Here is a 12201-nt window from a genome sequence, read left to right as displayed (position 1 = left end):
CGCATGTCGGGCTGGGGCTCGACAGATTGCGTGAACTGGGGAATGGACGGCTTCGGTCGTCTCATCGTTTACTGGGGAAAACGATATATGTCTGAGGACGCCATGTCCGGCGTGCAGCTGACCGCTGCGCTGTCGTGACGACCGTCGAGGCGACGGTCACCGATCCGGCAGCCGCGAACGCCGCGGCCTACCTGCCGATCGCCGCGGTCATCGCACCGACGCGCAGCACGCTGCGGCGCGTCGAGGCGTCGCGCGTGTCGACGACGGCCCACACCTCTCGCTCGGCTCCGACGGTCATGCCGCGCGTGCAGCCCTCCCTCGAGCGACGCCGGATGTGGGAGCGCCGCTACGTGCGGCGTCTCCGTATCACCGACGGCATCATCGTCGTCGCGGTGACCGCGCTCGCCGCAGGCATCGACACCATCGGCCTGCGCGCCACGTCGCCGGAAGTGGGTGTCGTGATGCGCGTCGCGGCCATCACCCTCGCCGCCTGGGTGCTGCTGCTGTGGATGTTCCAGACCCGCTCGCCGAAGGTGCTGGGCACCGGGGCGACCGAGTACAAGCGGGTCGCCCATGCGACCGCGGCGGCGTTCGGCGTGCTCGCCATGCTGTTCGTGGTGTTCCAGTGGAGCGGCATCCGCATGATCCTGCTCGTCGCGCTTCCCGTCGGACTGCTCTCCCTGATCACCGCGCGCTGGGGCTGGCGCCGCTGGCTCGCCCGCCAGCGCGAGTTCGGCCACTACGCCTCCCGCGTCATCGTGGCCGGCACGGAGCACGACGTCGAATACGTCATCCGCAATCTCGCGGCCAACCGCGGCCTCGGCTTCCACGTGGTCGGGGCGACGACCCCCGAGGCCGACCGCGACACCATCGTCGTCGACGGCCGCGCCTATCCCGTCCTCGGCCGGATGGGCCTCGTGTCGATGCACGCCCGGGCTGTCGAGGCCGACACGATCATCGTCGCGAGCACGCCGCCTGACGACCCCGACTTCATCAAGCGTCTGAGCTGGGACCTCGAGGGCACGGCAGCCGAGCTCATCCTCTCCGGCCGCCTCGCCGACGTCGCGGGACCGCGCATCTCGCTGAAGCCGATCGACGGCCTGCCGCTCATCCACGTCGAGATCCCCCGCTTCGAGGGTGGCGCGCACTCCATGAAGCGCGCGATGGACATCGCCCTGTCCGTGATCGCGATGATCCCGATCACTCTCATCGGCATGTTCGTCGCCCTCGCGATCAAGATGGACGACGGCGGCCCCGTCTTCTTCCGTCAGACCCGCATCGGTCGCGACGGCCGCGAGTTCGGCATCCTGAAGTTCCGCACCATGCGCACCTCCGCCGAGAGCGAGCTCATCGCTCTCAAAGCAGCCAACGAGGGGTCCGGTCTTCTCTTCAAGATGAAGAACGACCCGCGCATCACACGCGTCGGAGCCGTCCTGCGCAAGTACTCGCTCGACGAGCTGCCCCAGTTCTGGAACGTCCTCATCGGCGACATGAGCATCGTCGGCCCCCGGCCGCCGCTGCCCAGCGAGGTCGTCGGCTACGACGGACGCGTCTACCGCCGCCTGTACATCAAGCCCGGCATCACCGGCCTCTGGCAGGTCAGCGGTCGCAGCGACCTCTCCTGGGACGAGAGCGTCCGACTCGACCTGCGCTACGTCGAGAACTGGTCGGTCACCAACGACCTCATGATCATGGTCCGCACCGCGCGCGTCATGATCCACCCGAAGGGCGCGTACTGACATGAACAGCACCGCCACACAGATTTCCCGAACCGGATCCACGGCCACCATCCCCGGTGTGTCCCCCACATGTCGGCTGCGATACGTGCGCGTTCTTCGCGCCGACCGCGGTGGCCGTGGGTCCTCCCTCTCCCCTGTCACCTGCTCGAGCACGAACCTGCCAGGAAGAAGCTGACAATGGTCATCGCACACGATCGAACCGAAATCATCACCGCGACGGAGACGCATTCCGCGCCCGTCATCACCACCCGCGCGCGCCGTCGCACCGCTCAGCTGTCGATCGCGATGGTCGGCACGCGCGGCGTGCCGGCCGCCTACGGTGGCTTCGAGACCGCCGTCGAGGAGGTCGGCAAGCGTCTCGTCGAGCGCGGCCACCGCGTCCGGGTCTACACCCGCGGGTCTGAGTCGCGCGAGAAGAGCTACCTCGGCATGGAGGTCGTGCACCTGCCGGCCGTCGCGCAGAAGCAGCTCGAGACGCTGAGCCACACCGGCCTGTCGACACTGCACGCCCTCGCGCACCGCCGCCCCGACGCGGCCTTCGTCTTCAACGCCGCGAACTCGCCGTTCCTGCCGATGCTGCGTGCCCGCGGCATCCCGACCGCCCTCCACATGGACGGCCTGGAGTGGCGCCGGTCGAAGTGGGGCGCCCGCGGCAAGGCCTATTACCGTGGCGCCGAGCTCTTCGGAGTCCGCACCGCCGACGCGCTGATCGCGGACGCCCCCGGCATCGCCGCGTACTACGCGCACCAGTTCCGCGTTCCGACCGAGCTGCTCCGCTACGGCGCGCCCATCATCAACGACGTCCCGACCGACGGCATCGAGGGTCTGGGGCTGCGTCCGAACGGCTATCACCTGGTGGTCGCCCGCTTCGAGCCCGAGAACCACGTCCTCGAGATCGTCGAGGGATACCAGCGCAGCAGCGCACGGATGCCGCTGGTCGTCGTGGGCTCGGCGCCCTACAGCGCCGGCTACACCGAGTCGATCCGCAACGCGGCCGGTGACGACCCGCGCATCATCTTCCTCGGCGGCGTCTTCGACCAGGACCTCCTCGACGCGCTGTACGCGCACGCCTACACGTACGTCCACGGCCACTCCGTGGGCGGCACCAACCCGTCACTGCTGCGCGCCATGGGCGCCCGCACCGCGGTCATCGGCTACGACGTGCAGTTCAACCGCGAGGTGCTCGACGACCAGGCCTGGTTCTTCGTCGACTCGACCGACCTCGTCACGCACTTCTCCACGCTCGAGAACGAGCCGGAAGCCGTAGACCGTCTCGCCGCCGGCAACCAGCGTCGGGCCGAGGTGGCCTTCCGCTGGGACGACGTCGCCGACGGCTACGAGGACCTCGCGCAGCGCCTCGCCGCCGGCGAGTCGATGCACAAGCTCGGACGTCGCGCGAAGCGCACCGCTGAGGAGTGGGACTTCTCCTGAACCAGCGCTGACGTGATGACGCCGCCCCTCCGGAATTCGGAGGGGCGGCGCCTTTTCTCACGCTCCCATTGCGCGGGCGAGATGCCTCATGTGCGTGGCGAAGTCCTCGACGTCCTTGCGCAGGGTCTTGAGCGCTTTCCGGTGTCGACTATTGCGATCGCCGTGGACGTCGAAGAAGTTGTCGGAGTCCGAGAACGGCACACCGATCCGCAATCCCGACCTCTTCGGCATCTCGCTCTCCGTGCCCCGTCGCCTGTTCAGAAGATGAACGATCTCCACGAGAGGTTGACTTCCGTGCGCCAGCCCAGCGCGAGCACGCTCGATCTCGTCGTCCGTGGCGGGTCGCGCAGCGAGGGAAAGCGCTTGCTGGAACGTGAACGTCCGATGCCGCGCCTCCGGACTCACCTGGGCGAGAACAGCGGACTCCGCCGTCGTCGTCGCGATAACCAGTGCAGCCCTTCCTACAACGCGTTCGCTCACCTGCCGTGAGGAGTGAGCGGCCGTAGGGGCGTCAGGCAACATCTCGGCAACGACGGAGCAGATCGGCATCGCCTCCATCACTCGCACGCCTCTGCTCACGACAGGCCAGGCGGAGAGTGAGTCGCCGAGTGTTTGTTGGTAAGCGAATTGCATCATCGGGGACCGGCACACATTGGCCGAGCAAACGAACAGAACTCCATCAGCCAAGATCTTTTGCACTCCTCTGGTGTTGCGGCGCAGGCGGAGATGTGACGACAACGGCGTCTGAAGCGCCCGCGACGCGGTGAAATGTCGTAGCTACGTCAGACGTTTGCTCGCAACCGAGTCGGCGGCAACCGGGTACCGCCATTTGCGCGGCAGATCCCATAGGCCCGGTACGCGACGGCTCACCCGATGGATGCCAAGGCTCACAAGTATGCCCGCGGCCGTCAGAGCCGGCACCCATACCGCACTGAATGGTTCAGCGGTGGCCCGGATCTGGGCGAGTACAGCCACTCCACCCAGGACGACGTAGAAGTGCAGGACATATACAGGCAAAGTGTTCTTGCCGAGCAGGGACACCCAGCGCAGCCGCTGCGCTCGCCCGATGAGGACAGACAGACCGATGCCGGCCGCCACTCCCGCCACACCGAGAACGAGACGAGTACCCGGCATTGCAAGCAGGTCGAGACGCAGGGCGACGGCGAGTAGCACGCCGTAACCGACCATGACCGCGACGGCTGCCCACCAACGGATGCCGGGAGCCGTATGACGGATCCTCGGACCGAAATGAACGGCCAAGAGGAAGAAGAAGAAGTAAGTCAGCGTCTTCTCCCACGGTGAGTTGCCCCAATCGATGATCGCTGATCCCACGATGACGGAAATCGCTCCCGCCAAGACCAGCTGAACCCACATCGGTAGGGGCCGGATCACCCGGGCTGCGACGAAGTACAGGGCCAGGGCATATAGGAACCAGAGACTCTCGTTCGGCAGCACCAGCGCTCGGAGCCACAGCAGAATCGGCGACATCGTCTGACCGTCGGTGTCGCGGTAGACCGGCAGGAATTGGAAGACGACCGCCCATACCGCGGACCAGAGAAGGTAGAGCCAGACGAGTTTGGCGGACCTCCGACGGAAAACCTCAAGTAACGGGGCTCGAAGCAGGTTCTGCGCGAAGAGCCCCGCTGTGAAGAAGAAGAGCGGCATCCGGAACGTGTCGAGTGGGCCGCTGAGCTTGGCCCAGAATCCGGCAAGGCCGATGTCTGTCAGGAAGATGACCGCATGGAAGAGGACCACGAGAGTGATGGCTATGCCCTTGGCCACATCAACCCACTCGAGGCGTCCTGTGGCCGGAGCCAGCGCCGACGACGTCATCGCGGTGCCTCCGTCCCCTTCAGACGCCTGCGCACCATGATGGCGTTGGGGATCATCTGACAGAGAACGACCCCGATGACCGAGCCGATGAGAGGGCCTGGGGCGCCGAGGAGGGGGGTGAGCAGCAGTGTCAGTCCGAGATTGATGGGTAGCAGGAGCAGGACGCAGTACGCCTGGAAACGAAGGCCTTTGGCATCCGTCAGGAAGGCTCCGAACGGATACTTCGCCGCCTGGACCGTGACATAGATAACGAACATCACCAGAATGGGCCAGCCGAGCGAGATGACTCCCCCCGACGCGATCTCAGCGAGCCAGCCGGAGAGCAGCATCATCACTGAGGCGGCGACCAAGCCGAATCCGGCGAAAGCCGCTGACATGGCGAAGGGCGACACGGGGCTCCGCTGCCCTGTCTGGCGCGCGCGTGCGAACACCGGCCACAAGGACATGCCGGCCGCGGCAACCGCTCCGTACAACGGCATGAACATCTGGGCAGCGAGACTGTATTCGGTCAGCGCCTGGAGCGTGCTGAGGTGGCTCAGAACGAGTCGATCGGACGCCATCGCGAGAGGCAGAGCGACCATCATGACGAGTTGCGGCCACGCGGTGTCGAATACTCGCGCTCCGCGCACGCCAGGAGTGACAGCCTCGCGCATCGCACGACCCACGGCGGGTCTGATCTTCCGCGCAGCAATGATCAGGACCACGATGCCGATCAGGAACGTCGCCAGGTAGGAGACGACGGCGATGTAGCCTCCACTACCCCGGTGCTGATGACGGTCCAGAGCACGAGGAGCACGATGGGCGTCTGCAGAACCTGGAGGAGGATGACCGTGCTGTTCAAGCCGAGTGCGATCATGATGCGCTGACCGAAGGATGTCAGCACCGAGAACCCGAAGACGACAAGACACAGCGTCGCCGCGAGTCCACCGGTTGATGGAGTCAGTCCCTCGCCGAGAAGGGCCGGCCACGCACCGAGAGCGTAGATTGCCACCGCGACGAGGATGATGACGATCGCCGAGGAGGCGAGGACGCGGATGCAGGCGACGAGCACGGAGCGCAGGTGCGCATCCGTTCTCGGATTCTTCGCGCCTGCGGCTGCATTCATGATGGCGGCGCCGACACCGAGATCAGCGAAAGGGATGAGAGCGCCGACGCTAACGAGGAGTATGTACTGCGCGTACGTTGCCTCGCCGTAATTCTCTATGAGGAGTCGCGTGACGATGATTCCCAGGAAAGCGCTGATCGGCATGACAGCGAAACGCGCGGCAGCACTGGCGCCGACAGACCTCAGAACGCCGTTTCGCGTACCCAGTCGTTTCGTCTGGCCCGCATCGGTGGCGACGTCCTCTTCGACGGTGAGCGTTGCGGACGTCGGGTCGGCCACCTCTTCCACCACCACGGTCGCCGGCGAACCGGGAGAGTCCCTCTTCACGACGGACGGCTGTCGCCGTGGCGAGGCGTTCACAGTTCTCCAGGAGCGAGAGCAGGCAGATCGAGTTCGCGCTCTCGAGCCACTCGACGGGAGGTCCCACGCGCGCGGCGGGGCGCGTACACGACAAGCGAGTGGAAGAGGAATCGCACAACGAATGCGGCTGCAAGCGTGATCGCGGTCGCGATCACACTTGAGATGTGCCCGCTGCTCACCATGAGAGCCATGATGGGGATGCGTATGACCGCTTCCGCATTGTTGAAGGCGAAGGACTTTGCGAAGCGCGATCGAATACTCGACGCCTGATTGCGCATGTCTTGGAAGACGAAACGTTCCATCAGCAGGAAGTTGGCCACGATGGTGACCTCGGCAGCGATGACCGCCGCTACGACGTAATTCATGCCGAAACGCGTCAGCCCCCACACGATGGCGATGTTCGCGAGCGCGCCGAGGCCCCCGATGATGGCGAAGGACGACATTTTGCCGAACCGCAACGCTGTGAGCTGCGCCAGGAAATGGAGCCCCTGCGCAAAGGATGCCTTCGACTCCCCGCCGTGGCGGTCGGCGAAGTGGAACGGCACTTCCGCAACCCGGAGAGTCGTTCTCGCCAACATCTCGAGCAAAATTTTGAACCCGCGAGGCTGTAGATCGTCCAGCGGCAGGGATCGACGGTCGACCAAGAAGAATCCGGTCATAGGGTCGGACACATCTTTGAGACGGATGGGGAACATCGCCCGTGTCAGCACCGTCGATGCCCGCGACACGAGTACACGGGATCGATCCGACAGACCGTGCGAGGAACCGTCCTCCACATAACGCGACGCAACGACGACATCCACATCTCCGCGGGATGCCCTCTCGAATAGCACAGGGATCTTCTCAGGTGGGTGTTGAAGGTCACCGTCCATGACGAGGCAGAAATCCGAAGAGGCAGCCTTGAGGCCTTCGACGACGGCGCCGCCCAGCCCGCCCTTAGGTCGCTCACGATGGATGACGCGCACGGGAAGCCCCGAGGAGGCGGCCACCGCCCGGATGACCTCAGGCGTGTCGTCGTTGCTGTCATCGACGAAGAGGATCTCCGCCTCGAGACCACCCACGGCTGTGCCGATGCGCTCAACAAGCGGGCGCACATTCGGCGCCTCGTTGAACGTCGGCACGATCACAGTCAGATTCATGGTGCAGCCCCCAGTCCGAACTCATCCAGGCGACGCTCGTAAGCAATGCCAGATGGCGCCCATCCCCATGAGCGCAGTCCCCAAGCACCCATGCTACCGGTCGCGGTATGTTTCTCCCAACATGGCCGAGCGCGGTCGGTGTGGCATGAGGTGAAGATCGGCAGGCCGACTCGGCGCTCGACGGTCGAGACCTGGCGCCGCCCGATTCCGTGTCTGCTCGTCTACCAGACAGAATGTAGCAACTGCATCGGCACACGCTTGTCGCCGTCACTCACGAATCGAACCGTCACATGACACTGCACGAGTACATCGCCTCTTTGCGACGAAGCTGGTGGATCATTTTGCTGTTGGCCGCCATCGGTGCCGGAGCCGGTTTCGGCTACGCGACGGTGCAGCCTAAGGTGTACCGCGCTCAGGCTGACGTCGTCATCATTCCCGCGCGAGGGGCGAGTACGAGCGAGCTCGTTCAGGGGTCGAATTACGTGCAGAACCTCGTCCAGACGTATGCACTCGTCGCAACATCGCCCACGGTTCTCGAACCGGTGGTTGATCGGCTGGGCCTCGATTCGACGCCCAGGGCCCTGGCCACGTCGGTATCTGTGCAGGCACCCCTGAACACGCAGGTGCTCGAGATCGGGGTGACGAGCCGCGACGCCGACACCGCTGCTGCGGTGGCCAACGCGATCGGCAGCCAGCTGGCTGTGGCGGTTCGCGACCTCTCACCTCAGTTCGATGATGCACAGCCCGCGGTGCGAATCGAAACGATCACGCCCGCCACTCCCCCCAACGCGCCCATTTCCCCGAATGTCCGATTGCTCACATTGCTGGGGGGATTGGCCGGGCTCGTGGCAGGTGTCGTATACGCCCTCCTTCGGCGCCTTCTGGCGACGCGCCTCTCTTCACACGTGGACATAGCTGCCGTTTCAGACATAGCTGTGCTCGGCGATGTGTACACCACCGGCTCCAGCCGGTCGCTGCCTGGAGTCATCCGGACGGACGCCACAAGCGCGGTGGCGGAATCTGTGCGGAGCTTCGTCGCCGGTCTGCGTTTCGCGAACGTCGATGGGGCTAAGAAGGTCCTCTTGTTCACCTCTTCCCACTCCGGTGACGGAAAGTCTTCGATGAGCATCGCGACGGCTCTGATCCTGGCGGAGCAGGGCAACTCCGTTCTTCTCATCGACGCTGACCTTCGTCGAGCGTCCATCGCCACCCTGTCGCAACTCGAGGGGTCTGTCGGCCTGACATCGATTCTTCTCGGCGAGACGACGATGGACGTTGCGGTGCAACCGCTCGGCAACGACGGTGCACAGGTACTGACGTCTGGAGTGCTGCCTCCGAATCCGGGCCAGATCCTCACCTCGGAGCTGCTCCGCGGTGTGATCGCAGAGGCCCGCGAGCAGTACGATTTCGTCATCGTCGATACACCCCCGGTGCTGGCGGTCAGCGACCCCCTCTGGCTCGCCCCGCTCGTGGATGGCATCGTGATCGTGGTCCGAAGCCGGGTCACCAAACGGGATGCGCTGCGGCGCACACTTCTCGCGCTGGAATCGAGCCCGACGCCTGTTCTCGGCCTCGTTCTCAATGACGTTCGACGCACTCAGTCGAGCGCCTACTACGAGGATCAGGCGGGTCGCTCCGCCCGTTTGAAGCGCAAGGATCCCACGAGCGTTCGAGAAAATGTCTCTCGCCGATAGGTCTGGGATCTTCATCGCCTCACAGCGCGGCGCACCTCTCGCTGTCTTCTTCTTCGGGCTCCTGGTCGGCGTCACCCCGTCCTGGTCTATCTCCCTATGGACAGACGAGGCAGTGACGATTTCGGCCGCGGAACGATCGCCCGCACAGTTGCTCGGTCTTCTCTCGAACATCGATGCTGTGCACGGCGCCTACTACTTCCTGATGTACGGCTGGGTCCAGCTGACGGGGATCGGGGCCGTAGGACTGCGCTTTCCAAGTGCGGTCGCACTCGCGGGGACCTGTGTAGGAGTGCTTTTTCTCGTTCGTCGGCTTGCGACACCCTCAACGGCCATCACCGCATCGGCAGTGGCGGCTCTCCTCCCTCGCCTCGCGTGGGCTGGCATTGAGGCGCGCCCGTTCATCTTCAGCGCGCTGGCAGCGGTGTGGAGCACGTGGGCGCTGGTCAGAGCATGGCAGGCGGGCTCGAAGCGCCTCCCGTGGGTGGCGTACACATTGCTCGCGATCGCTGCGGTTTTCTTCAACATCTATCTGGTGTTCCTCGTCGCAGGTCACGGGGTCACGCTGGCGGTCCGGCGGTCCCCACGCAGAGTTTGGATCGGGTGGGCTGTGTCGACGGCTGTTACTGCAGCGGCCACACTTCCTTTCCTCGCGCTCGTGCGATCGCAGCAGTCGCAGCTCGGAACGGGAGGCGATCGGAACCCTCTCAGCCTCCTGCGCAAGGTGCTGGTGAATCAGCTGTACCTCGGGGAGACGCCCAATGACGCCGCGTTGCCCTCACTTTTCGGCATTGCGTGGCAGGCGGCGGCGATTCTGCTCGGACTGTCCGGCGCCGTGATCATGGCGCTGGCGATCTTGCGCCCTGCACGCCCGGGCGACATGAAGAGAGAGCTGCTCGCCGTGGCATTGCCGTGGCTCGCGCTCCCGACGGTTGCGATCGCCCTTTACGCCATCATCGTCGCGCCCGTCTACCAACCTCGCTACTTCACCTTCACGGCGCCAGCCGCCGCTGTGCTGATCGCACTCGGCCTTCGGTCCCTGCGCCGTCGACTTGCTGTCGTCATTGGCGCCATCTGTCTCATCGGATGTCTGATCGTGCTCGCATCACAGCGCACTCCGTTCTCGAAGTCAGGATCGGATTGGTCTGCGGCTGCCGCCATCGTCGGCGAATATGCGCAACCAGGAGACGCCGTGTACTTCTCGCCGCGATACGACGCGTCGCTCGTATCGCTCACGGCGAGGCGGATCGCAGAGGCCTACCCCGGAAATTTCCAAGGACTCACAGATCTGACACTTCGCAAGACCGGTGCGGAGACGGACTCGCTCGACGGCGTGTCTGTCCAGCTCAGCGAAGTCCAAAACGAACTGGCCGGCTACGCGCACATCTGGATGCTGTACGGCGACCGCTATCCGCAGAACGTGGTGGCGGACGGAAAAGCCCTGATCGAAGAGGCCGGCTTCGACGGAAGCGTCCGCTGGTCCGGTCCTAACGTCACCGTCATCGAATACACACGCCGCGGTTGACGCGACGATCGGGAGTTCACGCCGATCGTCGAGAAGCGCGGTCGCGAGCGCGCAGGCCATCGCCCGAAAGCGGGTCGCCGTGGCGCGCTGCAACTTTCGGCACCGCGACCGCCGCCAAGGCAAGAGGCATCACGATGAAGCTGCTGAGTGTCGGGCTGAAAGCGATGTCCCACACCCCACGAATCGCGAGGTAGACCATGACCGCGGTGGCGGTTCCCAAGGCGAGCTGGTGGGCTGCCCCCCGCACGAGGAGGATCGCGACCGCGATTGCAAAGATCGCACCGAGGATGCCGAACTGAATCCACAGGTTTCCCAGGACGGAATGCACCTCGAAGCCACGCCCGAACATGTAGTTCTCGACGTACCCGTTGTTCGGATCGTAGCCGAGCGTACTCATCCCGCCTTTCGCGACGAGGATGTCAGACGGTTCCGGCACAGCTCCCGCACCATAGCCGAAGGGTTTCGCCAGGATGAGAGCGACGCTTGCGCCCATCTCAGGGCGCCCTCCGGCCAGCACAGAGCCACCGTTCTGGATCTGATACGCGGTACGGGCCTCCGCCTGCTCGCCCAGAAATCCTTCCAGCAGGGCCGCCTGGAGCAGGAAGAAGGCGCCAAGAGCAACCGCTCCGATCCGCACCACCACAAGCCATCGTCGCATCGCGATCGAGCGAAGGCTCCCATCCCCAGCGCCCTGGGACAGCACGAGAGCTATCGAGATTAAGAGGAAGCCCGCGGATGACCGCGAGTCAGACGCCACGGACACCGCCGCCAGCGCGAGACACGCGACGAGCTGGGCGACCCTACTTCTGACGAGTACGGGAAGAGAGAGCGTCAGCAGGATCACAGGGAAGGACAGGGAGAATTTCCAGGCGTTGTCAGTACTGACTCCGTTCAGACCCAGGCTGAGAAGCTGCCCCACCGCGAAAGCCAGAAGCATCTTCGGCACCCCGGCAACGGAGCGCGCCCAGAGCATCGCCGAGAGCACGAGCCCCCAACCGAGCACACGCGATGCGTTCGAGACCAGGACGTTGAATGAAGTTGGGTCTGTGGAGGCTTCGGTGAGGAACACGCCGGCTAGTCCCGCGGCGACACTCCCGACCGCCACAGGCAGCATCCATTCGAACTTGGTGAGGTGGCGTGCAGCGATAGGGAACACAAGGAGAGCGACAACGACGTTCCACGGGAGGAACAGCGGCATATTGACTCGCACCGCCATCGCGGCCACGAACAGCAGGGCCACCACGCTCTCGACCGGGACGACACCCGCCTTTGATATGTGGCTGTATTGCCCTGGGATCGGTCTGCTCATGTCAACTCACACTCAACCACAGCTCGAAAGGAGTGACCCTCACCTCGGAAAGCGAGGGGAGGGTCACTA

General features: G+C 64.7%; 10 protein-coding genes. 4 read left to right on the top strand and 6 right to left on the bottom strand.

Translation table 11 applies throughout. The annotated features are described in order from the left end of the window. Positions 1-134 precede the first annotated feature (134 nt). Together CVS47_RS01005 and CVS47_RS01000 are read left to right on the top strand one after the other, a co-directional pair. Positions 135-1739, top strand: coding sequence for a sugar transferase (locus tag CVS47_RS01005; protein WP_127094415.1), 1605 nt, complete (start codon positions 135-137; stop codon positions 1737-1739). 285 nt (positions 1740-2024) lie between these two features. After that, positions 2025-3170 carry a DUF1972 domain-containing protein gene (locus CVS47_RS01000; RefSeq protein WP_127097120.1) on the top strand — a complete coding sequence of 382 codons (1146 nt, stop codon included), beginning with the start codon at positions 2025-2027 and terminating at the stop codon, positions 3168-3170. A gap of 57 nt (positions 3171-3227) precedes the next feature. Here the strand turns inward: CVS47_RS01000 and CVS47_RS00995 are convergent, their stop codons facing one another. The 5 genes from CVS47_RS00995 to CVS47_RS00980 all read right to left on the bottom strand — a co-directional run bounded on the left by CVS47_RS00995 (position 3228) and on the right by CVS47_RS00980 (position 7607). Continuing rightward, positions 3228-3869: an arsenate reductase/protein-tyrosine-phosphatase family protein gene (locus CVS47_RS00995; protein WP_127094414.1), complete on the bottom strand. Its 642-nt coding sequence runs from the start codon at positions 3867-3869 to the stop codon at positions 3228-3230. 78 nt (positions 3870-3947) lie between these two features. Further along, positions 3948-5003 carry an acyltransferase family protein gene (locus CVS47_RS00990; RefSeq protein ID WP_127094413.1) on the bottom strand — a complete coding sequence of 352 codons (1056 nt, stop codon included), beginning with the start codon at positions 5001-5003 and terminating at the stop codon, positions 3948-3950. Continuing rightward, entirely contained in the window at positions 5000-5707 is a 708-nt protein-coding gene (locus CVS47_RS00985) for a lipopolysaccharide biosynthesis protein (protein WP_164734577.1), read from the bottom strand. The genes CVS47_RS00990 and CVS47_RS00985 overlap by 4 nt, the downstream gene beginning before the upstream one ends. Before the next feature lie 8 nt (positions 5708-5715). After that, positions 5716-6435 (bottom strand): polysaccharide biosynthesis protein, encoded by a 720-nt coding sequence (locus CVS47_RS16725; protein WP_164734576.1) that lies wholly within the window; start codon positions 6433-6435, stop codon positions 5716-5718. Between the two features lie 29 nt (positions 6436-6464). Next, positions 6465-7607, bottom strand: coding sequence for a glycosyltransferase (locus CVS47_RS00980; RefSeq protein ID WP_127094411.1), 1143 nt, complete (start codon positions 7605-7607; stop codon positions 6465-6467). Between the two features lie 290 nt (positions 7608-7897). Between CVS47_RS00980 and CVS47_RS00975 the strand changes: the two genes are divergently transcribed. Together CVS47_RS00975 and CVS47_RS00970 are read left to right on the top strand one after the other, a co-directional pair. Then, positions 7898-9301 carry a tyrosine-protein kinase domain-containing protein gene (locus CVS47_RS00975; protein ID WP_127094410.1) on the top strand — a complete coding sequence of 468 codons (1404 nt, stop codon included), beginning with the start codon at positions 7898-7900 and terminating at the stop codon, positions 9299-9301. Continuing rightward, a complete protein-coding gene (locus tag CVS47_RS00970) occupies positions 9285-10823 on the top strand; it encodes a glycosyltransferase family 39 protein (protein WP_127094409.1) in 1539 nt (512 codons plus the stop codon). The genes CVS47_RS00975 and CVS47_RS00970 overlap by 17 nt, the downstream gene beginning before the upstream one ends. Positions 10824-10839: 16 nt before the next feature. On the opposite strand, the gene CVS47_RS00965 is transcribed toward CVS47_RS00970, so the two are convergent. After that, entirely contained in the window at positions 10840-12132 is a 1293-nt protein-coding gene (locus CVS47_RS00965; RefSeq protein WP_127094408.1) for a hypothetical protein, read from the bottom strand. Between the last annotated feature and the right edge of the window lie 69 nt (positions 12133-12201).

Origin of the sequence: Microbacterium lemovicicum (assembly GCF_003991875.1) — a bacterium.
GTDB lineage: Bacteria > Actinomycetota > Actinomycetes > Actinomycetales > Microbacteriaceae > Microbacterium > Microbacterium lemovicicum.
This window is presented reverse-complemented; position numbering and strand designations above follow the sequence as displayed.

Bases quoted from the DNA above. Each gene is read 5' to 3' on its own strand.
- CVS47_RS00965 (WP_127094408.1), bottom strand. From the start codon at position 12,132: ATGAGCAGACCGATCCCAGGGCAATACAGCCACATATCAAAGGCGGGT.
- CVS47_RS00970 (WP_127094409.1), top strand. From the start codon at position 9,285: ATGTCTCTCGCCGATAGGTCTGGGATCTTCATCGCCTCACAGCGCGGC.
- CVS47_RS01000 (WP_127097120.1), top strand. From the start codon at position 2,025: ATGGTCGGCACGCGCGGCGTGCCGGCCGCCTACGGTGGCTTCGAGACC.
- CVS47_RS00990 (WP_127094413.1), bottom strand. From the start codon at position 5,003: ATGACGTCGTCGGCGCTGGCTCCGGCCACAGGACGCCTCGAGTGGGTT.
- CVS47_RS00975 (WP_127094410.1), top strand. From the start codon at position 7,898: ATGACACTGCACGAGTACATCGCCTCTTTGCGACGAAGCTGGTGGATC.
- CVS47_RS00980 (WP_127094411.1), bottom strand. From the start codon at position 7,607: ATGAATCTGACTGTGATCGTGCCGACGTTCAACGAGGCGCCGAATGTG.